Annotated in this window: 21 protein-coding genes and 1 riboswitch; of the genes, 13 read left to right on the top strand and 8 right to left on the bottom strand. The window is 74.0% G+C overall.

Annotation, left to right across the window (positions count from 1 at the left end; all coding sequences use genetic code 11):
- Positions 1-5 precede the first annotated feature (5 nt).
- From PUR26_RS14185 to PUR26_RS14175, 3 genes are read right to left on the bottom strand one after another with little or no spacing between them, the layout of a single operon-like run.
- Positions 6-1,490: a precorrin-2 C(20)-methyltransferase gene (locus tag PUR26_RS14185; protein WP_329872655.1), complete on the bottom strand. Its 1,485-nt coding sequence runs from the start codon at positions 1,488-1,490 to the stop codon at positions 6-8.
- Positions 1,487-2,128, bottom strand: coding sequence for a precorrin-8X methylmutase (locus PUR26_RS14180; RefSeq protein WP_329872654.1), 642 nt, complete (start codon positions 2,126-2,128; stop codon positions 1,487-1,489). The genes PUR26_RS14185 and PUR26_RS14180 overlap by 4 nt, the downstream gene beginning before the upstream one ends.
- On the bottom strand, positions 2,125-3,465 hold the full coding sequence (locus tag PUR26_RS14175; RefSeq protein ID WP_443077074.1) for a cobalamin biosynthesis protein CobG: 1,341 nt from the start codon (positions 3,463-3,465) through the stop codon (positions 2,125-2,127). The genes PUR26_RS14180 and PUR26_RS14175 overlap by 4 nt, the downstream gene beginning before the upstream one ends.
- Before the next feature lie 57 nt (positions 3,466-3,522).
- A riboswitch (cobalamin riboswitch) is annotated at positions 3,523-3,651 on the top strand.
- A gap of 36 nt (positions 3,652-3,687) precedes the next feature.
- Between PUR26_RS14175 and cobN the strand changes: the two genes are divergently transcribed.
- From cobN to PUR26_RS14160, 3 genes are all read left to right on the top strand, one after another.
- A complete protein-coding gene (gene cobN / locus PUR26_RS14170; protein ID WP_329872650.1) occupies positions 3,688-7,284 on the top strand; it encodes a cobaltochelatase subunit CobN in 3,597 nt (1,198 codons plus the stop codon).
- Positions 7,281-7,964: a GNAT family N-acetyltransferase gene (locus tag PUR26_RS14165; protein WP_329872649.1), complete on the top strand. Its 684-nt coding sequence runs from the start codon at positions 7,281-7,283 to the stop codon at positions 7,962-7,964. The genes cobN and PUR26_RS14165 overlap by 4 nt, the downstream gene beginning before the upstream one ends.
- A 203-nt stretch (positions 7,965-8,167) precedes the next feature.
- On the top strand, positions 8,168-9,352 hold the full coding sequence (locus tag PUR26_RS14160; protein WP_329872647.1) for a DUF418 domain-containing protein: 1,185 nt from the start codon (positions 8,168-8,170) through the stop codon (positions 9,350-9,352).
- A 14-nt stretch (positions 9,353-9,366) separates the two neighbouring features.
- Here the strand turns inward: PUR26_RS14160 and PUR26_RS14155 are convergent, their stop codons facing one another.
- The gene (locus PUR26_RS14155; protein WP_329872646.1) at positions 9,367-10,314 is read right to left on the bottom strand and encodes a nucleoside hydrolase; all 948 of its coding nucleotides are present in this window, start codon (positions 10,312-10,314) and stop codon (positions 9,367-9,369) included.
- A gap of 172 nt (positions 10,315-10,486) precedes the next feature.
- Between PUR26_RS14155 and PUR26_RS14150 the strand changes: the two genes are divergently transcribed.
- On the top strand, positions 10,487-10,885 hold the full coding sequence (locus PUR26_RS14150; protein ID WP_329872645.1) for a VOC family protein: 399 nt from the start codon (positions 10,487-10,489) through the stop codon (positions 10,883-10,885).
- 107 nt (positions 10,886-10,992) lie between these two features.
- Here the strand turns inward: PUR26_RS14150 and PUR26_RS14145 are convergent, their stop codons facing one another.
- Positions 10,993-12,201, bottom strand: a complete 1,209-nt coding sequence (locus PUR26_RS14145; RefSeq protein ID WP_329872643.1) for a D-alanyl-D-alanine carboxypeptidase family protein — start codon at positions 12,199-12,201, stop codon at positions 10,993-10,995.
- Positions 12,202-12,487: 286 nt separating this feature from the next.
- Between PUR26_RS14145 and PUR26_RS14140 the strand changes: the two genes are divergently transcribed.
- From PUR26_RS14140 to PUR26_RS14120, 5 genes are all read left to right on the top strand, one after another.
- Entirely contained in the window at positions 12,488-12,910 is a 423-nt protein-coding gene (locus PUR26_RS14140; protein ID WP_329872641.1) for an SsgA family sporulation/cell division regulator, read from the top strand.
- 31 nt (positions 12,911-12,941) lie between these two features.
- Positions 12,942-13,376, top strand: a complete 435-nt coding sequence (locus PUR26_RS14135; RefSeq protein WP_329872640.1) for a fluoride efflux transporter FluC — start codon at positions 12,942-12,944, stop codon at positions 13,374-13,376.
- On the top strand, positions 13,373-13,537 hold the full coding sequence (locus PUR26_RS14130; protein WP_443077072.1) for a hypothetical protein: 165 nt from the start codon (positions 13,373-13,375) through the stop codon (positions 13,535-13,537). The genes PUR26_RS14135 and PUR26_RS14130 overlap by 4 nt, the downstream gene beginning before the upstream one ends.
- Positions 13,534-13,890, top strand: coding sequence for a fluoride efflux transporter CrcB (gene crcB / locus PUR26_RS14125; protein WP_329872638.1), 357 nt, complete (start codon positions 13,534-13,536; stop codon positions 13,888-13,890). The genes PUR26_RS14130 and crcB overlap by 4 nt, the downstream gene beginning before the upstream one ends.
- Positions 13,891-14,003: 113 nt before the next feature.
- Complete coding sequence (locus tag PUR26_RS14120; RefSeq protein ID WP_329872636.1) at positions 14,004-14,810, top strand: VOC family protein; 807 nt, start codon at positions 14,004-14,006, stop codon at positions 14,808-14,810.
- A gap of 113 nt (positions 14,811-14,923) precedes the next feature.
- On the opposite strand, the gene PUR26_RS14115 is transcribed toward PUR26_RS14120, so the two are convergent.
- Both PUR26_RS14115 and PUR26_RS14110 read right to left on the bottom strand, forming a co-directional pair.
- Positions 14,924-15,745 carry a lipase family protein gene (locus PUR26_RS14115; RefSeq protein ID WP_329872634.1) on the bottom strand — a complete coding sequence of 274 codons (822 nt, stop codon included), beginning with the start codon at positions 15,743-15,745 and terminating at the stop codon, positions 14,924-14,926.
- A gap of 240 nt (positions 15,746-15,985) precedes the next feature.
- Positions 15,986-16,486: a helix-turn-helix domain-containing protein gene (locus tag PUR26_RS14110; RefSeq protein ID WP_443077071.1), complete on the bottom strand. Its 501-nt coding sequence runs from the start codon at positions 16,484-16,486 to the stop codon at positions 15,986-15,988.
- Positions 16,487-16,738: 252 nt separating this feature from the next.
- Here PUR26_RS14110 and PUR26_RS14105 point away from each other — a divergent pair, with 252 nt between their 5' ends.
- On the top strand, positions 16,739-17,044 hold the full coding sequence (locus PUR26_RS14105; RefSeq protein WP_329872633.1) for a hypothetical protein: 306 nt from the start codon (positions 16,739-16,741) through the stop codon (positions 17,042-17,044).
- A 536-nt stretch (positions 17,045-17,580) separates the two neighbouring features.
- Here PUR26_RS14105 and PUR26_RS14100 read toward each other — a convergent pair.
- Positions 17,581-17,946 (bottom strand): PH domain-containing protein, encoded by a 366-nt coding sequence (locus PUR26_RS14100; protein WP_329872631.1) that lies wholly within the window; start codon positions 17,944-17,946, stop codon positions 17,581-17,583.
- A gap of 400 nt (positions 17,947-18,346) precedes the next feature.
- Here PUR26_RS14100 and PUR26_RS14095 point away from each other — a divergent pair, with 400 nt between their 5' ends.
- From PUR26_RS14095 to PUR26_RS14085, 3 genes are all read left to right on the top strand, one after another.
- Complete coding sequence (locus PUR26_RS14095; protein ID WP_329872629.1) at positions 18,347-18,634, top strand: hypothetical protein; 288 nt, start codon at positions 18,347-18,349, stop codon at positions 18,632-18,634.
- Positions 18,627-19,874 (top strand): DUF2637 domain-containing protein, encoded by a 1,248-nt coding sequence (locus PUR26_RS34690; protein WP_443077070.1) that lies wholly within the window; start codon positions 18,627-18,629, stop codon positions 19,872-19,874. The genes PUR26_RS14095 and PUR26_RS34690 overlap by 8 nt, the downstream gene beginning before the upstream one ends.
- A gap of 158 nt (positions 19,875-20,032) precedes the next feature.
- Positions 20,033-20,572: a toxin-antitoxin system HicB family antitoxin gene (locus tag PUR26_RS14085; RefSeq protein ID WP_329872627.1), complete on the top strand. Its 540-nt coding sequence runs from the start codon at positions 20,033-20,035 to the stop codon at positions 20,570-20,572.
- Positions 20,573-20,685 lie beyond the last annotated feature (113 nt).

Genomic DNA, 20,685 nt, shown 5'->3' with positions numbered 1-20,685 from the left:
GCGCCTCACCCCTCCGGGTAGCGCCTCGGCGTCCACGCGATCGTCGTGCCGTCCGCCCGGCGGACGGCCTGGGTCTGGGAGGAGCCGATCAGCAGCAGGGTGCGCATGTCGACCTCCGTCGGCTCCAGGTCCGCGAGGGCCAGGACGCGTACCGACTGCTCGGGCCCGCCGACGTCCCGGGCGACGACCACCGGGGTGTCGGGGGCGCGGTGTTCGAGGAGCAGCTCGCGGGCCTTCGCCACCTGCCAGGTGCGGCTGCGGGAGCCCGGGTTGTACAGGGCGAGGACCAGGTCGGCCGCGGCCGCCGCGTGAAGGCGCTCGGCGATGACCTCCCAGGGCTTGAGCCGGTCGGACAGGGAGATGGTCGCGTAGTCGTGGCCCAGCGGGGCGCCGGCCGCGGCCGCCGCCGCGTTCGCCGCGGTGACACCCGGCAGGACACGGACGGGCACGTCCGCGTACGGGCCCTGCGAGGCGACCTCCAGGACCGCCGTCGCCATCGCGAAGACGCCCGGGTCACCGCCCGAGACCACCGCCACCCGGTGCCCCCGGCGCGCCAGGTCCAGCGCGAACTCGGCCCGCTCCGACTCCACCTTGTTGTCGGAGCCGTGACGCCGCTGGCCGGGCCTGGCCGGGACACGGTCCAGGTACGTCGTGTAGCCGACCAGGTCCGTCGCCTGGGCGAGCGCCCCGCGCGTCTCCGGCGTCAGCCACAGCGGGCCCGCCGGTCCCGTGCCGACGACGACGACCTCGCCCCGCTCGGACGTGGGCTCCGCGTCGATGCGGGAGGGCAGCACCGCGACGGAGAAGTACGGCACCGTCCCGGGGTCGATCTCCGAGAGCGCGCCGGTGCGCTCGCCGGCCATCGTCGCCCGCTCGACGTACCGGGCGTCCTCCAGCCTGCCCGCCCGCTCCAGCGCCCGCCGCACCGCCGGGAACGTGCGTCCCAGCTTCATCACGACGGCCGAGTCGGTGGACGCCAGCCGGGCCGTCAGCTCCTCCTCCGGGAGGGTGCCCGGAATGATCGTGAGGATCTCCTCCGCCTCCACCAGCGGCTCGCCCAGACGCGCCGCCGCCGCGCTCACCGAGGTGACGCCCGGGACGACCTCGGTCGGGTACCGGTGGGCCAGCCGCTTGTGCATGTGCTGGTACGAGCCGTAGAAGAGCGGGTCGCCCTCGGCGAGCACCGCCACCGTGCGGCCCGCGTCCAGGTGTGCCGCGAGGCGGGCCGAGGCCTCCTCGTAGAAGTCGTTCAGCGCGCCCCGGTACCCGCCGGGGTGGTCGGTGGTCTCCACCGTCAGCGGGTACATCAGGCGCTCTTCGATGTGGTCCTCGCGGATGTGCGCGGCCGCGATCGAACGGGCGATCGAACGACCGTGGCGGGCGCTGTGGTACGCCACCACGTCCGCCGCCGCGATGACCTCCACGGCCCGCACCGTCATCAGCGACGGGTCGCCGGGGCCCAGCCCGACGCCGTACAGCTTCCCGCTCATTCCGCCTCACTCGCTATCGCGTTGATCGCGGCCGCGGCCATGGCGCTGCCGCCACGCCGTCCGCGCACCACCAGGTGTTCCAGGCCCGAGGGGTGGCCGGCCAGCGCGTCCTTGGACTCGGCGGCGCCGATGAAGCCGACCGGGATGCCTATGACGGCGGCCGGGCGCGGCGCGCCCGCCTCGATCATCTCCAGGAGGCGGAAGAGCGCGGTGGGCGCGTTGCCGATGGCGACGACCGCTCCTTCGAGCCGGTGCCGCCACAGCTCCATCGCGGCGGCGCTGCGCGTGGTGCCCAGCTCGGCGGCAAGGGACGGCACCGACGGGTCGGAGAGGGTGCAGATCACGTCGTTGCCGGCGGGGAGCCGCTTGCGCGTGACACCGCTGGCGACCATCTGCGCGTCGCACAGGATCGGCGCGCCGGCCCGCAGCGCCTCGCGGGCGCGGGCCACCACCCGCGGGGTGTAGGCGAGGTCGCGGACGAGGTCGACCATGCCGCACGCGTGGATCATCCGCACGGCGACCTGGCTGACGTCGGCGGGCAGGCCCGCGAGATCCGCCTCGGCGCGGATCGTGGCAAAGGACTGGCGGTAGATCTCCGCGCCGTCCTTCTCGTAGTCGAACACTCTGCTCTCGCTCATCTCGTGGTGGTACGGGCTGCCGCCACCGTGGCGGCCAGTCCTGCCCGGGTCATGGGTACGGGTCGTGCGGCCGCGCCGTCCCGGACGGTCACCTCGTACACGCCGTCACCGGTCGCGACGACGTCGACCCACGCGCCCTGCGGGTGGCCGCAGCGCCGTTCGCAGCCGGACCAGTGGACGGGCAGGCCGCCCGTGCCGGGGGTGGCGTCGGCGCGCACGTCCGACAGGGACTTGGCGCAGCCGGGCCGCCCGGTGCAGGCGCCGGTGCCCAGCCAGGGCGAGTCGGGGGAGGTGATCAGACCGGCCGCGTCGAGGGCGGCGAGCCGTTCCGTGGCGGCCCGCCGGTCCGCGAACCCGGTCACGACCAGGCCGCGCCAGGGCGTGACGCGGACCTCGTCGGCCGGCAGCAGGGCGCGCATCTGCGCGCTCGTCACCCGGCCGAGCGGCGCCACGACCGACACGGCGGCCGGGGGTGCCACGGGGCCGGGGGCGGGCGTGCCGGGCGGCGTGACGACCCCCGGGAGCGGGCGCGGCCCGGGCGCGGCCGTCCCTCCCGGGGCCGGGCCGTCGCCGGCTCGCGCGGGAGCCGCGGCGGCGGCGTCGACGGGTGAGAACGCGAGGCCCGCCTCCGCCAGGTGCGCCGCCACGTCCACGGACCGTCCCGGGGGCAGCTCGCGCACCCGCCAGGCGCCCGTGCCCGCCGCGCGGGCGGCGGCCAGGAAGGCGCGGGCCGCGGCGAGCGCGGCGCGCGGGGCGTCGTCGGCCGGCACCCGGCACACCTCCCGCACGCCGACCCGTACGCGTGCGGAACCGGCGTCCGGTTCTGCGATCAAGGTCACATCGGCGCCGAGCCCCGCCACGTCCCCGCGTCCGTCGTCCAGGGCGAACAGGAAGCGGCCCGAGAGGGCGGCCGACCACGGGGCGGCACAGAGCAGGGCGTCCAGCTCGCGCACCCACAACTGCACGTCGGCGCGGCCCAGTCCGTCCAGCCCGGCCAGCGGGGACGCGACCACGTTGCGCACCCGCTCATGCGTTTCGGAGGGCAGCAGCCCGGCGTCCCGCAGCAGCTCGGCCAGGGCCGACCCGCAGTCGTCGCCGAGGCCGCGCAGCTCGACGTTGCCGCGTGAGGTGATGCTGAGGTGCCCGTCCCCCAGCGAGTCCGCCGCCAGTGCCAGCGCACGTACCTGATGGGACGTCAGAAGGCCGCCCGGCAGGCGCAGTCGGGCCAACCGGCCGTCGTCGGCCTGGTGCAGCCGCAGCGCGCCGGGGCAGGCGTCGCCACGGTCCCGTATGGGAGCTTCGACCCGTTTCGGCGTTGATGGTCGGGTGGGCGGCATGGCGGCGAGCATACCCACGACCTTCCAGGTGACCGCCCGCCCGATCAAGCCGAACCTCTACTATGCAGACGGCACAGGGTCCCAGGGCCCTAGGGAGGAAGCCCGGTGGGAATCCGGCGCGGTCCCGCCACTGTGAACCGGCCCCGAGCCGGTGAGTCAGGAACTCCCGCCGTCCTACGACCACCCGGGGCGCGGACACCCCGAGGAAGGCCTGCGCACGCGATGATCCTGCTGCTGTCGCACTCCGACACCGACCTGCTGAGCGCTCGCGCCGCCGGCGGTCCGGTGGAGTACCGGTTCGCCAACCCCTCCCGGCTCCCCGTCGACGAGCTGCCCGCCCTGCTGGACGGCACCGACCTGGTCGTCGTACGCCTCCTCGGCGGCGTCCGCGCCTGGCAGGAGGGGCTCGACGCACTGCTGGCGGGGGACCGTCCCGTGGTGGTGCTGAGCGGGGAACAGGCCCCCGACGCCCAGCTGATGGAGGCCTCCACCGTCCCCATCGGCATCGCCGCCGAGGCGCACGCCTACCTCGCCCACGGCGGCCCGGACAACCTGGAACAGCTCGGCCGTTTCCTCTCCGACACGGTGCTGCTCACGGGCCACGGCTTCGAGCCGCCGAGCCCCGCGCCCACCTGGGGCCCCCTGGAGCGCACCCCGCGCCGCACGGACGGCCCGGTCGTCGCGGTGCTCTACTACCGCGCCCACCACATGAGCGGGAACACCGCGTTCATCGGCGCCCTGTGCGACGCCGTGGAGGACGCGGGCGCCCAGGCCCTGCCGCTGTACGTGGCGTCCCTGCGCGCCCCCGAGCCCGAGCTGCTCGACCGGCTGCGCGGCGCCGACGCGATCGTCACCACCGTCCTCGCGGCGGGCGGCACCAAGCCCGCCGCGGCCCAGGCGGGCGGCGACGAGGAGGCCTGGGACGCGGGCGCGCTCGCCGCCCTGGACGTCCCCGTCCTCCAGGCGCTCTGCCTGACCGGCCCGCGCTCCGCCTGGGAGGAGAGCGACGAGGGGCTGTCGCCGCTGGACGCGGCCAGCCAGGTCGCCGTGCCCGAGTTCGACGGCCGGCTCATCACCGTTCCGTTCTCCTTCAAGGAGATCGACGAGGACGGCCTGCCCGCGTACGTCGCCGACACCGAGCGCGCCGCCCGCGTCGCCGGGATCGCCGTGCGCCACGCCCGGCTGCGCCACATCCCGAACGAGCACAAGCGCCTCGCGCTGGTCCTCTCCGCGTACCCGACCAAGCACTCCCGGATCGGCAACGCGGTCGGCCTGGACACCCCCGCCTCCGCCGTCGCCCTGCTGCGCAGGCTCCGCGAGGAGGGGTACGACTTCGGTCCCGAGGAGGACATCCCCGGCCTGGTCTCCGGCGACGGCGACGAGCTGATCTACGCCCTCATCGAGGCCGGCGGCCACGACCAGGACTGGCTCACCGAGGAGCAGCTCGCCCGCAACCCCGTCCGGATCCCCGCCGCCGACTACAAGCGCTGGTACGCGACCCTGCCGCAGGAGCTCCGCGCGGCCGTCGAGGAGCACTGGGGCCCGCCGCCCGGCGAGATGTTCCTGGGCCGCTCCCGCAATCCGGAGGGCGACATCGTGCTCGCCGCCCTGCGCCGCGGGAACCTGCTGGTCCTCATCCAGCCGCCGCGCGGCTTCGGCGAGAACCCGATCGCGATCTACCACGACCCCGATCTGCCGCCCTCGCACCACTACCTGGCGGCCTACCGCTGGATCTCGGCCTCCGCGGACGACGGCGGCTTCGGCGCCGACGCGATGGTCCACCTCGGCAAGCACGGCAACCTGGAGTGGCTGCCCGGCAAGAACGCCGGCCTGTCCGCCGCCTGCGGCCCCGACGCCGCGCTCGGCGACCTCCCGCTGGTCTACCCGTTCCTCGTCAACGACCCCGGCGAGGGCACGCAGGCCAAGCGCCGCGTCCACGCCACCCTGGTCGACCACCTGGTCCCGCCGATGGCCCGCGCCGACTCCTACGGCGACATCGCGCGCCTGGAGCAGCTGCTCGACGAGTACGCGCAGATCTCCTCCATGGACCCCTCGAAGCTGCCCGCGATCCGCGCCCAGATCTGGACGCTGATCCAGGCCGCCAAGCTCGACCACGACCTGGGTCTGGCGGACCGGCCGGACGACGACGGCTTCGACGACTTCCTGCTGCACGTCGACGGCTGGCTGTGCGAGGTCAAGGACGCCCAGATCCGCGACGGCCTGCATGTCCTGGGCGGGGCGCCCACCGGCCCCGAGCGGGTCAACCTGGTGCTGTCGATCCTGCGCGCCCGCCAGATCTGGGGCGGTACGCAGGCCCTGCCCGGACTGCGCGAGGCCCTCGGGCTGGACGAGTCGGCCGCCACCCGCACGGGCGCGGACGAGGCGGAGGAGAAGGCCCGGACGCTGGTCCAGGCGATGGAGGACGCCGACTGGGATCCGGCCGCCGTCGGTACGGTGGCCGCCGGCCACGGACAGGCCGTCGCCGACATCCTCGACTTCGCCGCCCGCCAGGTCGTGCCGCGCCTCGCCGCCACCACCGACGAGCTCGCCCACGCCGTCCACGCCCTGAACGGCGGGTTCGTCCCGGCAGGCCCCTCCGGGTCCCCCCTGCGCGGGCTGGTCAACGTCCTGCCGACCGGCCGCAACTTCTACTCGGTCGACCCCAAGGCCGTCCCCTCGCGCCTCGCCTGGGAGACCGGCCAGGCGCTGGCCGACTCCCTGCTGGAGCGGTACCGCACCGACAACGGCGACTGGCCCACCTCCGTCGGCCTGTCCCTGTGGGGCACCAGCGCGATGCGCACCAGCGGCGACGACGTCGCCGAGGCGCTCGCCCTCCTCGGCATCCGCCCCGTCTGGGACGACGCCTCCCGCCGGGTCAACGGACTGGAGCCCATCCCGCTCGCCGAACTGGGCCGGCCCCGCATCGACGTGACCCTGCGCATCTCGGGCTTCTTCCGCGACGCGTTCCCGCACACCATCGCCCTGCTCGACGACGCCGTGCGCCTCGCCGCCTCGCTCGACGAGCCGGCCGCCGACAACCTCGTACGGGCCCACGCCCAGGCCGACCTCGCCGAGCACGGCGACGAACGCCGCGCCACCACCCGCATCTTCGGCTCCCGCCCCGGCACCTACGGCGCGGGCATCCTCCAGCTGATCGACTCGCGCGACTGGCGCACCGACGCCGACCTCGCCGAGGTGTACACGGTGTGGGGCGGCTACGCGTACGGTCGCGAACTGGACGGCCGCCCGGCCCGGGAGGAGATGGAGACCGCGTACAAGCGGATCGCCGTCGCCGCGAAGAACACGGACACGCGCGAGCACGACATCGCCGACTCCGACGACTACTTCCAGTACCACGGCGGCATGGTCGCGACCGTCCGTGCGCTCAAGGGCACCGCGCCCGAGGCGTACATCGGCGACTCGACCCGTCCCGAGACGGTCCGCACCCGCACCCTCGTCGAGGAGACCTCCCGCGTCTTCCGCGCCCGGGTGGTCAACCCCAAGTGGATCGAGGCGATGCGCCGCCACGGCTACAAGGGCGCGTTCGAACTGGCCGCGACCGTCGACTACCTCTTCGGGTACGACGCCACGACCGGCGTCGTCGCGGACTGGATGTACGACAAGCTGACGGAGACGTACGTCCTCGACCCGGAGAACCGGGAGTTCCTCCAGCAGGCCAACCCCTGGGCGCTGCACGGCATCGCCGAGCGGCTGCTGGAGGCCGAGTCGCGCGGGATGTGGGCCGAGCCGGACCCGCACGTCCTGGAGCAGCTGCGCAAGGTGTTCCTGGAGACCGAAGGCGACCTGGAGGACAAGTGAGCGTCACGGCCGGCGGTGAGGACAAGGAACTCGAAGCGCGTCTCGACGCGGAGCTGACGGCCTTCAACCGGGCCGCCACCGGAGCCGCCGACGAGGCCGCGCTCTCGGTCCGGGCGACCGGCGAGGACGGCGGGATCGTCGGCGGGCTCACCGGCTGGACCTGGGGCGGCCTCGCCGGGATCGACATGCTGTGGGTCCGCCCCGACCGGCGCGGGACCGGGCTCGGCACGGAGCTGATGCGCGCGGCGGAGGACGAGGCGCGGCGGCGCGGTTGCGACCGCGTGATCGTGTCGTCCTTCTCCTTCCAGGCGCCCCCGTTCTACCGGCGCCTGGGGTACGTCGAGACCGGCCGCTCCGAGGGCATCCCCGGCGGGAACGTGGACGTCCACTTCTTCAAGTCCCTGGAGCCGTCGGCCGCGCCGCCGGCCCGCCTGACCGTCCTGCTGGACGGCTCGGACGGCTCGGACGGCTCGGACGGCTCGGACCGCGCCGGCCCGGCCCTGGACGCGCTGACCGGGCACGGCGGCCGCGTCGAGCGGCGCCTGAGGGCCGACGCGGGCGGCGGGGAAGTGCTGCTGCTGGCCTTCGCCTCGCGCGCGGGGCGGTCGGCCTACGCGACGGAGCTGACGGCCGCGCTGCCCCGGGCGCGGGTGCTGGAGGTCTCGGACGTCCACGGCTGACGGACCCGCCCGCCGGCCCGGCGCGGGTCGGCCGGGCGCGGGTCGGCCGGGCCTGTGGAGTCCGCCGGCCGGCCGGGTCCGCCGGCCGGCCGGGTCCGCCGGAGGGACGAAGACCCCGTACGGGCGTCTGCACCCTTCGATGTAGCGCCTGTTCGTCCGTGGTCACGAAGAAACGGCACGTCGCCGCGCGGACGATGAAACACATGACCGAGACCCTGCGTACCCCTACCGTGGCCCCCGGCGCCGCCGGCGGCCGACTGCCCCTGTTGGACGTGCTGCGCGGTGCCGCCATCCTCGGCACGCTGATGACCAATGTGTGGGTCTTCACCGCCCCGGGCGCCGAGTGGGGCATCCTCCAGGGCGGCATGGGCGACGCGGCCTTCGGGACCCTGCCCGACGCCGCCGAGTCGCTCTTCCGGCTGCTCGCCGACGGCAAGTTCCTGTCCCTGCTGACGATCCTGTTCGGGGTGGGGCTGGCGATCCAGTTCCGCTCGGCCGAGCGGCGCGGAGAGCCCTGGCCCGGCCGCTACCCCCGGCGGGCGCTGTTCCTGTTCGCCGAGGGCACCGTGCACTTCGTCCTCGTCTTCGCGTGGGACGTCCTGATGGGGTACGCCGTCACCGCCCTGCTCGTCGCCTGGCTGCTGACCCGATCCGAGCGGGCGCAGCGCCGGGTGATGTGGTGGGCCGCGGGTCTGCACCTCGCGCTGATCGGCCTGCTGACGGCGGCCCTGGTGTCGCTGGGCGACTCCGCCGGGGACGAGGAGCCGGTCGGCCGGGAGGTCGTCGACCTCTACGCGCACGGCGGCTACCTGGAGCAGGTCGCCTTCCGCCTGGACAACGCGATCGCGTTGCGCCTTGAGCCGGTGCTGTCCTTCGGGCTGCTCGTCTTCCTGTTCCTGCTCGGTGTGCGGCTGTTCCGGGCGGGCGCGTTCGGCGCGGACGCCACCGGCCGGCGCATCCGGGCCCGGATGCTGGCCTGGGGGTTCGGCCTCGGGGCGCCACTCACCGCCGCCGCCGCGCTGGGCGGCGAGGACTGGTTCGGGGTGGGCCGGTACGTCGCCGCCCCCCTGGTGGCGGCGGGCTACATCGGCCTGATCGGCGCCGTCGTCGACCGGGTGCGGCGGCCCGGCCCGCTCATGACCGGGCTGACGTCCGTCGGCCGAACGGCCCTGTCCGGGTACGTCCTGCAGAACCTGCTGTGCGTGCTCGCCTCGTACGGCATCGGGCTCGGCCTCGCGGACCGGCTCGGCGAGACGGGCCGGCCGTGGTGGGTGATGGGACTGTGGGCGGCGGTGTGCGCCGTGCTGATGACGTTCTCCACGCTGTGGCTGCGACGGTTCTCCGACGGCCCGCTGGAGTCCGTGCAGAAGTGGGTGCTGCGGCGCTGAACCGCGGGCACGGTCTAACCGGCCGTGCGCGCGCCCAGCGTCCGTACGGCGTCGACGACCAGGTCCCAGAAGGCGGGGGCGTTCACGTCGACGCCGACCCACGCGTTGGCCGGCCGGCCGGTGACCCCGTCGAGGTCGACGACGGTGGCTCCCCGGGTGTGGGTGCCGGTCAGCTCGACGGCGACCGGTGCGTGGACCAGGGTGATCAGCTCCGGGTCGACGAGGTGGGCGACGGTCAGCGGATCGTGCAGCGGCGGCGCGGCGAAGCCGAAGACCTCGCGGTAGGCGGCGCCGAAGAAGGTCAGCAGCTCGGTGCAGATCCGCGCGAGCGGCGTACCGAGCGCGTCGATCCTGGCGAGGACCTCGTCGGTGGCCGGGGCCCGGTGACTGACGTTCAGCCCGATCATCGTGACCGGCAGCCCGCTGGAGAGGACGATGTCGGCGGCCTCGGGGTCGGACACGATGTTGAACTCGGCGGCGGGCGTGGTGTTCCCCCTCCCGGTGGACCCGCCCATCAGCACGATCCGCTCGATCCGGCCGGCGAGGCCGGGGTGGGCGAGCAGCAGGGCGGCGATGTTGCTCAGCGGACCGGTCGGTACGAGTGTCACGGGCCCGGGGTGCGCGAGCAGGAGGTCGCGGATGAGGGTGACGGCGTCGCGCGGGTCCAGCGGAACGGTCGGCTCGCCGAAGCCGGGGCCGTCCAGGCCGGACTCCCCGTGGATGCCGCGGGCCACGATCGGCTCGCCGTGCAGCGGGCGGGCGAGCCCGGCGGCGACGGGGACGTCGTGGATCCCGGCGACCGTGCACACCCGGCGGGCGTTGAGAGTGGTCCTGTCCAGCGTCTGGTTCCCGGCGACGGTGGTGATCCCGAGCAGGTCGACGGCGGGGTGGGCGGCCGCGAGCATGATGGCGAAGGCGTCGTCGTGCCCGGGGTCGCAGTCCAGGATCACCGGGATGGCCATGCGGACTCCTTCTGGCGCGGGGGTGCGCCGGCCGGGTCGTACGGAGGCGGTCCGGTAAGCGCTCGACAACGACGGGCCCGGTTCCTAGGATCGGCGGACGGCATCGCGTGCCGGTCACCGACCGGGTGAGGCATGGAGGTGCCGGGAGTTTGCCTTACGGAGGCATTCCACCGTGTCGGTACAGCTGAACCACACCATCATCCACGCCAAGGACAACCGCGTCTCAGCGGAGTTCCTCGCCCACGTCCTGGGCCTCGACGTCGGACCGGAATGGGGCCCTTTCATCCCCGTGGAGACCGCCAACGGCGTCACCCTCGACTTCGCGACGATCCCGCCGGAGTCCATCGTCATGCAGCACTACGCGTTCCTCGTCACGGAGGCCGGGTTCGACACGGCCTTCGCCCGCATCCAGGAGTCGGGGGTCGCCTACTTCGCCGACCCGCACCGCGAGAAGCCGGGCGAGATCAACCACAACGACGGCGGGCGCGGCGTCTACTTCATGGACCCGGCGGGGCACGCCATGGAGATCATCACCCGCCCGTACGGCGGTGGTGGGCAGGCCGGGGCGTAGGGCCCTTCGTCCGGATCCCGCCGGGACCGGGGCCCGGCCGGGGCGCACGGTCCCGGCCGGATCCCCGGTCCTCGGCCGGATCCCGGCCGGTCCCCGGGCGGTCCGGCTCACCGGGGGACGCGGCGCCGCACCACCCACAGCGTGGCCGCCGCCACGCAGGCCGAGCCGATGAACGTCAGCGGCAGCAGCATCCCCGCCCCGCTCCCCGTGTCGTCACCGTCGACCGCCGCCGCCGCCGCCCGCTGCGGGCCGGGCCGGGCCGACACCGGCACCGCGGCCTCCGTGGCCGCCGGGACCGACGGCGTCACCGGCGTCACCGGCGTCCTGTGCGGCAGGAGCGAGCCCACCGGCCGGGCCCGGCGCCCGGCCTCGAAGCCCCAGTCGAGCAGCGCGCGGGCCTCCTCGTACACCGCGTACGCACCGCCCTCGCGCGGGTTCATCACCGTCGCCACCAGCGTGCGCCCGCCCTGGCGGGCGGCGGCGATCAGCGTGTGGCCCGCACCGCTCGTGTAGCCGTTCTTCACCCCGATGAGGCCCGGGTAGCGGGCCACCCCGTCCGCCCCGGTGAGCAGCCGGTTCGTGTTGCGGATGCCGAAGGACCAGCCGTCGGCGGGGAACTTCGCGTACGGCGTCCCGCAGTACCGGACGAAGTCCGCGTTCTGCAGGCCCGCCCGGCCGAAGACCGCCAGGTCGTACGCGGACGACACCTGGCCGGGCGCGTCGTACCCGTCGGGCGAGACCACCTCCGTATCGTGCGCGCCCAGCTCCCGGGCGGTCTCCCGCATCTGCCGGACGGTCTCCTCCCAGCCGCCGTTCAGGCCCGCCAGCACCCGGACGGCGTCGTTGCCGGAGCTGAGGAAGACGCCGAGCCACAGGTCCGCCACCCGGTAGGTGACGTCCTCCTTGACGCCCACCAGGCTGCTGCCGGCGCCCACCCCCCGCAGCTCGCTCTCCTCGACCGTGTGCAGGGTGTCCGGCGCCAGGCGGGGAAGCGTGGCCAGGGCGAAGAGCGCCTTGAGCGTGGAGGCCGGCGGGAGCCGGCGGTGGGCGTCATGGGCGGCGAGCACATCGCCCGAGCGGGCGTCCGCCACCAGCCACGACCGCGCCGACAGCTCGGGCGGCGCCTCGGCGCCGGGCGGCAGCCGCACCTGGGTGCCGGAACGGTGCAGCACCGACGGGTCGATCGCCGCCGTGGCCTGCGGCGGCATGGGCTCTCCCCGCCGCGGGGCCTGAGCGGCCGCCGCCGGGGCCGGCAGGAAGAGCAGGGACACGGTCGCGCAGGCCGCGACCCGGCGTACAACGCAGCTGACGATCATTCAGCCACCGTAAGAACGCGCCGGGCGGGGCGCAGGCGGGGTGCGCCGACCGGACTACGCCCTTCGGCGTGGCGGGGCAGGAGGGGGGAGGCCCGGGGGCGCGAGGCCGGCCCGGCCGCGGGGGCGCCCGAGTACCGGAGGGTGCCCGGCCCAGGGGTGCGGTGCCCGAGTACCGGAGGGCGCCCGGGTTCCTCCCGTACCCGGGCACCCTCGCATCACTCCCGGCTTCAGGGGCACCGGAAGGGGCGGGCCACCACGGACCGACTTCACTGGAGGAACGAACGACATGAACGCGGTCATGCGCGAAAAGGTCTTCATGCGACTTCTCTCGCAGAGCGGGCACGAGCTTCCGGTGCTGGTCCGGATGACGTACGACGACCAGGATCCGTACGCGGTCGGCGTGGGCTTCACCCACGACGGCTGCGTCTACGCGGAGTGGCGACTGGACCGCGGCATGTTGCGCGAGGGCATGCGTCACCCGGTCGGTGTGGGCGACGTCCGCATGTGGCCCGTCCTCAAAGGAACCCGCGAGGAACTGTGCATCGAGCTGCGCGGCCCGGACCTGGAGGACGAGGTGAACCACGCCGTGTTCACGGTCTGGGCGCCCTCCATGGCCCGGTTCCTGGACCGGACGTACGAGATGGTGCCGGAGGGGCGCGAGCGCCTCGCCCTGGACGAGTTCCTCGCGCAGGTGCTGGCCACCGGGTGAGTCCCCGCCCCGGGTGCGGGACCGTGGACCCATGGAACGTTCTCGAGATCGAGCCGTCGCCGACCCCGCCGTGGTCGGCGCGGTGGCCGTCGGCGGCGCCCTGGGGGCCGCGGGCCGGTACGGGCTGGTCCTGCTGTGGCCCACGCCGCCGGAGGGATTCCCCTGGGCGACGCTGTGGACCAATGTGGCGGGCTGCGCGCTGATCGGCGTGTTCCTGGTGGTCATCACCGAAGTGAGGACACCGCACCGGCTGCTGCGGCCGTTCTTCGCCACCGGGGTGCTGGGCGGGTTCACCACGTTCTCGACGTACGCGGTCGAGATCGAGCACCTGGTGGCCGGTGGCGCGCCGGGACGGGGCCTCGCCTACCTCATGGTGACCCTGGTGGCGGCGCTGGGCGCCGTATGGCTGGCGGCGCGGACGACCCGCCGCCTGCTGGTCCCCGCGCCGGCGGGCGGAACGCGATGACCGGGCCGACGGGCGCCGGCCTGCGGATGAGGGTCGTCGTCGACGCGGAGGAGCGGGTCAGGGCGTTCCCGCCGCACCTCGGCGAGGTGGTGGCGCGGGGGCTGGTGGTCCTGGACCGCTGCCGGGTGGTCCGGTACGGCGGCCGGGAGACGGACGGATGAACTGGCTGCTCGTGATCGTCGGCGGAGCGGTCGGCGCGCCGCTGCGGTACCTGACCGACCGTGCCGTGGCGGCCCGCCACGGCAGCGTCCTCCCGTGGGGCACGTTCACCGTCAATGTGGCGGGCTGTCTGGTGCTGGGCCTGCTGACCGGCGCGGACCCGCACCTGCGGCTGCTGCTCGGCACCGGGCTGTGCGGGGCGCTGACGACGTACTCGACCTTCTCCTGGGAGACGCTGCGCCTGGCCGAGGACGGTGCGGCGGCCGGTGCGGCGCTGAACGTGGCCGGGAGCGTGGCGGTCGGCCTGGGAGCGGCGTTCGCGGGCGCGGCCTGCGCCCGCGCCCTGTGGGGCTGACGCCCGGCCCCGGCCGCACGGGTCGACAGGCGACCCGTGCCACCCCTCGTTAGCGTGACAAAACGGACGGTCCATCGAGCGGACGGTCCATCGAGCGGGAGAGAGACAGAGCCATGGCCGTACAACCAGAGGGAACCCCGTGCTGGGCGGACGCGATGTTCTCCGACCTGGAGGGCGCCAAGAGCTTCTACGGCGACGTGCTGGGCTGGACGTTCGGCGAGTCGTCCTCGGAGTACGGCAATTACACGACGGCGTACGCCGAGGGCAAGGCCGTGGCCGCCGTCGTACCCCCCATGCCCGGGCAGGACGGAGAGGAAGGCCCGTCGGCCTGGTGCCTCTACCTCGCGTCGCCCGACGCCGGGGCCACCGCGCGCAGGATCCGCGACAACGGCGGCGAGGTGCTCATGGAGCCGATGCAGGTGGGTGACTTCGGGACGATGGTGCTGGCGCGCGACCCCGGCGGTGTCGTCTTCGGGGTGTGGCAGGCCGGTACGCACGAGGGCTTCGAGGCGAAGGGGGAGCCCGGTGCCTACTGCTGGGCGGAGATCTTCACCCGGGAGTCCGGCAAGGCGGACGCCTTCTTCCCCGCCGTCTACCCGTACCACGTGAAGCGGATGCGGGACGAGGCGGTCGACTTCAAGCTCTTCGACCTGGGCCAGGACCCGGTCCTGGGGCGGATGGCGATGACGGACGAGTTCCCGCCCGAAGAACCCTCGTTCATGAACGTCTACTTCACCGTGGAGGACTGCGACGCCGCCGTGGCCAGGGCGACCGAGAGGGGCGCGGAGCTTCGCTTCGGCCCGATGAGCAGCCCGTTCGGCCGGTTCGCCGCGCTGCGCGACCCCCAGGGGGCCACCTTCTCGGTGATCGACATCAACACCACCGAGGGCACCATGCCGGAGACCGTCCCGGCGACCTGAGCCGGGACGGCCTGAGCCCCGGCGCCCCGGCGCCGCGTGCGTACGGCTCGGCGCGGTGCCGGCCGCCCGGGAGGCGCTGCTCCCGACGGGGGCCGGCACCGGGTCCGCTCCCGTCAGGCCAGATTGCGCTCCAGAGCGGTGACGTAGTTGGTGATGTTGTGGTCGCGCACCCCGTCACCGGCCGGGGCGAGCATGTCGGCGGTCAGCCCCTTCGCACGGTCGGTCAGAGCGCCGACGAGCGGCGTCGAGGTGCGGACCTTGCCGCCGGAGTCGATGTAGCGCAGCGTGTCGACGTGCGTGTAGACCGGCTCGGGCGGCAGGTGCGGCACGACGTCGTTGTTGTTGACGAAGCGGTACAGGCGGTCCTTGAAGCCCTTGTTGCACGCGGCGGCCAGCTGCCGGTCGCAGGTGCGGGGCTGCCCGAAGGTGTAGACGCCGTCCGCCCGCAGCTTCGGCTCCTCCATGTAGAGCCGGCAGCCCGCGAGCATGGCCAGGGCACCGCCGAGGCTGTGCCCGGTGAACCACACGGTCTGGTCGTTGTCCCGGAGCTCGGCGACCGCCTTCCGCACGGCGGGGAAGACCGAGTCGAGGGCCTCGCCGAAGCCGTAGTGGACGAACCCGGTCCTGGCGGGGCCGGGCCACGGCGGGGTGGTGGCGTCCGACAGCCAGTCCCGGATCTGCACCGGCTCCGTGCCCCGGAACGCGGTGATGATCATCCGGTCGCTGGCCATCGTGTACGCCTGCGTGTCCTGGAGCGGGAAGGGCGGGTCGAACCGGGTGTGGTGGTGGCGCACCCGGTCGAAGCCCCACTGGTCGGCCCGCTGCTCCACGGCCGCCTCGTCCTTGTAGGCGAGGCCGGCCGCCTGGGCCATCCAGTAGGCGTGCTGGAGGCTGTAACCGGTGGCGTCGTGATCGATGGTGGACGGTACGGACACGGGCGGACCTTTCGACGGGACCAGGCGGGGACGCTCCTGGCGCACCGGCTCCTCCCGGCACGCCCGCGTACCTGGTCGGGCTGTCGATATCCGCCTCGCTCCCCCGCGGTCGGCGCGTCGCGCGAGCTTCACCCCAACGGCCGGAGCGCGGGACCGCCGGCCGCCCGGACCGCGCGCCCCGTCGGCCGGCGTCCCGGCGGGCCCCGCCGATCGGCCGGCGTCCGGGCGGGCCCCCGCCGATCAGGCGGCGAGGCACATCCCGCCGGGCCGGGCACCCGTCCGGGATCCGGTCCGCGGCGGGACGGCCCGTTCGCCGGTGATGTTCGTCAGCGGTACGCCGCGCCGCGCGCCCGTCCGCACGAGGATGCGCCGTTCCCGCTCCGCGTCGCGGGCCGCCCGCGCGGCGGCGAGCAGGACGAGCTCCTCCTGGGCCAGGGCGAGGATGTCGGCCAGACCCATGCCGAGGGCCCCGGCCGCCGCCGCGAGGACTTCGGAGGACGCCTCCTTGCGCCCCCGTTCGACCTCGGAGAGGAACGCCATCGAGATCCGGGCGGTCTCCGACACCTCCTTGAGCGTGCGCCCCTGGGCGAGCCGCTCCTGCCGCAGCACGCCGCCGACGATGTGCCGCCACAGCGGCTCTCTGGCCGCGGGCGCCGGTTCGGCGGCAGGGGCGGGGGAGCCGCCCGCGCGGGCGGGGCGCAGGGGGACGACATGGTCTCGGTGCGGTATGTGGTCGCTCACCCCGTCAGCGTAGGAGAGAGGAACAACGCAGTCAGGACGGTCGAGTTGCGCCCTGGGTGGAATCACCGCCCGACCGCCACCCGGACCGCGCTCACGCCCCCGTGCGGGCCGCGCGCGGCCCTGGCGGGAGGGACAGGGACAGGGACAGGGGCAGGGAGACAAGGGACAGGGAAATCAGGAAGGCCCAGGTCAGGGACCTGGGCCTCGAATGCTTGCCACAGACGGCGGGTTCCGTGTTCACCGCTGTCCGCTGTGTCGACGTTCGGCTACTGGTCAGTGACGGCCTCCTCCGTCGCCACCACGTCCGCCACCGTCGTGGCCGTTGCCGCCGCCACCGTCGTGGCCGTTGCCGCCACCGTTGTGGTGTCCGTTGCCGCCACGGTCGTTGTCGTGGTGGCCGTTGCCGCCACGGTCGTTGTCATAACCGTTGTGCCGGCCGTTGTCATGGCGGTCGTTGTCGTGGTGGGAGCCTCTGTAGTCGTCGCAGTAGTCGTAGTCGTGCCAACGGCCATCTCGCCAGTCACAGCTGTAACGGTCGTTGTGGTTGCTGTCGCTTGAAGCGAATGCCCCAGTCGCGGGCATCACGCCGAGCGCGAGCCCTGCGGCTCCTGCTGCGGCTGCGGCAACGATCCTCCGGCGCATCTTCATACACCTCCGAGCATTCTTTGCTTATTGGACTTTTGGGCCATTTCCACCCTCTCCCTTGCTCGGCGTGATGTCAACGCGTGGAGTGATCGATCTCCCGGGAAGGCGTCGTCCGGTGACGCGGAGGCCGCTCAACCTCCTTGCCCCGCGAGCCCGTTGAAAGGGCCTTCTCGAAGTCGGCCGGTCTGTCGGCTCTTTGGCGGGCCGGGGTGCGCCGGCGGTGGTCCGGCGGGCCCTGGAACGGGGCCCCGGTCTCGGTCCGGGGCCCCGGTCGGGCGGTGCGTCCGGGTGGCTCGACTCGCCCCCGGGATGCGGCGATTACCGCTCGGTACAGTTGATCAAATGGCTGACCAGCGGTGATGGGTCCGGGTCGGCGGGGCGTGCGGATGTGCTCCGGCGGTCCCGTCGTCGTGGACGGTCCCTCCCGGGGCGTGGCGGGCGGTGCCGTGCTAGCGGGCCACGAACTGCGTGAGGATCGCCTGGACTTCGTAGATGTCGACGCCCTTGGTGAAGGTCTTCTGGATCGGTGCCGGAGTGCCGGAAATCCAGATCTTGAGCTCCGCGTCGAGGTCGAAGGTGCCGGCGGTCTCCACGGCGAAGTGCGTGATGCTCCGGTACGGCACCGAGTGGTACTCGACCTTCTTGCCGGTGATCCCCTGCTTGTCGACGAGGATCAGCCGGCGGTCGGTGAACAGGATCGTGTCCCTGATCAACAGGAACGCGGCGTGCACCCGCTCGCCCTGCCCCAGCAGCCGCGCGTAGTCCTGCTGAGCCGCCACCGGGTCGACGGTGTGCGCATTTCCGAACAGTGCCATGACAACCCCCATATGATTGAAGATTCATGATCTTCGCACCGTATGCCCGGTCGTGTCACGGCTTCTGGGGCGGGGGCGGGGGCGGGGGCGGGGGCGAGGCGGCGGGAGCGGCCGGATGCGGCGGTCGGGTGCGCGAGGGCCTCCGAGCGGAACTTCCCGGGCGTGTCGGCAGGGCGAGGGGCTACCATCGCCCTTACGTTCCGTAGTCACTCGGGTGCGTGATGAAGCGGTTCGCCGTGAGCATCGTCGGCGCTGTTCGGACAAAGGCTCACACAAGGAGCCCTTATATCACAAGAATGGCCGCAGAGCAGATAAAACGCTCGGATATGCCACCCATTTGACGCAGCGGGTCACCCGATTGCCGCGCACCAGGGTTAATGGCGGGGTCGTTGGTTGGAATATGACGACACCACGCACGCTGCCCGAGCCCGCCGTCCGGCGTGGGTCCCGCACGATCCGGATGGGGGACTGGACCTTCACGCCGGCCGTTGCTTACTCTCCGCAAGGTTCTAGCGCCACTCTTCGCCATGGCGACCAGTGCATCTCGCTGCGTCACACCTCCACGCTGCTGGAGGACTTCCTGGGGGCCGTGGGCCGTATCCAGGCGGACTTCATCCGGCTGACGAACGCCGCGGGGGCGTCCGTCGGGCACGGTGGAGAGTGCGTCGAGCGGGGCATCCATGCATGAGGAACATTGGTCCCGGGCGCAGGCCACCCAGCCCGCTCAGGGGGTCCCCCCTGGCTGGGCGGAGCCGCTTCCCGGCCACCCCTCGTACGGCGGCGGGCAGCAGTTGTACGTGCCGATCGACCTCGAGACCCTGGACGCGGCCTGGGACCCGGAGGCCGAACTGGCGCACCTGCTGCAGAGCAACGCGGCCCGCCAGGCGGCGGCCGGGGGCGCGGGCGGCGGCGTCGCCGGCGCCGAACCCGCTGGTGGCGGCGGTTACGCCGGTGGCGGTTACGGCGGCGGGTACGCCGGCGGCGGTGGGTACGCCGGTCCTCTCGGCGGGGCCGGATTCGGCGCCGAGGGCGTCGGATACGCCGGGCACGGAGGCGGCGCCGAGGCCGGGGCCTTCGGGGCGGGGGTCATCGGCGGCGGGGCGGCCGGGGTCCCCGGAGCCTATGGCGGCGGGCCGGGGGTCTTCACCGGCACGGGCGGCCCCCTGGACGGTGTTCCGGGGGGTGCGACGGAGGCCGCTGTCCCGTCCTCCGCCCACTTCGCCGCCGGGGACGCCGGCGTCGAGGGTGCCGTGTTCGGGGCGGGGGAGAACACCGCCGAACTGCCCCCCGTACGCCCGTCCGCTCCCGGGCACCGCCGGGTCCGGACCTCCCGACGGGCCGTCACCGTGCTGCAGACGACCAGCTTCCTGCTGGGGGCGCTCGCCGCCGTCATCGTCTCCGTGGTGAGCGTGTTCGGCGGCATCGTCGCGTACGATCCCCTGCGCCACATCGCCGCCTACCGGGCCGGCCAGGAGGCGGTCCGCTGGTGGCCCCTGCTGGTCTACGGGCCGTGGGTGGTCGCCTCCCTGTCGATCCTGCGGGCCGCGCTGCACGAGCGGCGGTCGGCGCACTCCTGGGCCGTCGTCCTGCTCTTCTCCACCGTCGCCATGCTGCTGTGCGTGGCCGAGGCGCCCCGGACGGTCATCGATGCCGCCGCCGCCTCGCTGCCCCCCATCGCCGCCCTGGCCTGCTTCCAGCAGATCGTCCGTCAGATCACCCTGACCCGCCCGCCCCGGCAGGCCAAGCCGCGCCACCGCAACGCGCCCCGGTCCGCCGCGGCCCCCGCCCCGGCCTCCGGGAAGGCGCTGCCCATCCCGCCGGCCCGGTCCGGCGCGTCCCCCTTCGACCCGCAGGACCCGGGGGGCGCTTCCCGGCAGCAGGCGCCGAGGCGTCCCCAGCACATCTCCGGGCGCGAGGGGCAGGGGTGAGACGACGCCGGGCGGGGTCCCGGTGACGTCGCGGGAGCGAGCGTCCCCCCGGCCCGGCCGGCCGTTCCAGCAGATCCGCACCGCCATGGCGCACCCATGGCACCACGTGGCGCCACTAGGGGCTCGACGTGGCGTCATCGGTGTGCCATGATGGCGTTATGGACCTCACGTCGTACGTCGACAACCTCCGACACGAGCTCGCGGTCGCCGCGGACGCGGGCGGCAGCGAAGCCCGTGCCCTGGCCGAGCGGCTCACCGCCCCCCTGGAATCGGCCGCCCGGCTCACCCTCCTGAACGCCCTGTCCGACGCGATGGCCGAGGTCACCCGCGAACTGGCGCCGGGCTCGGTGGACGTACGGCTGCGCGGGCTCGACCCCGATTTCGTGGTCACGCCGCCGCCCGTCCCGGAGCCGTACGAGGACACGGACGCGCCGGCGGGCGTGCCGAGCGGCCCTCGCGCCCCGGTGGCCCCGGCCCCGGCGGACGGCGAGGAGGGCGGCACCGCCCGCATCAACTTCCGGGTACCGGCCCATCTGAAGGCCCGGATCGAGGAGGCCGCGGTCCAGGAGGGCCTCTCGGTCAACGCCTGGCTGGTGCGGGCCGTGACCGGTGCCCTGGAGTCCGGCGAGCCGGGAGCGCGGCCCGCCGACCGGCGCCGCCACCACGGTCAGCAGGGGTACACGGGCTGGGTCCGCTAGGTCTTCCGGTTGGATCGGCCCGGCAGGATCCGCACGAGAGCCCCTGGGGGAGCGTCCGGAAAGTACCGGCGTCCGCCCGGCGGGCGTCGCGGTCCGGGCGGGACCTTCCGGAC

It is taken from the genome of Streptomyces sp. SP18CS02 (genome assembly GCF_036322365.1).
Classification (GTDB): Bacteria; Actinomycetota; Actinomycetes; order Streptomycetales; family Streptomycetaceae; genus Streptomyces.
This window is presented reverse-complemented; position numbering and strand designations above follow the sequence as displayed.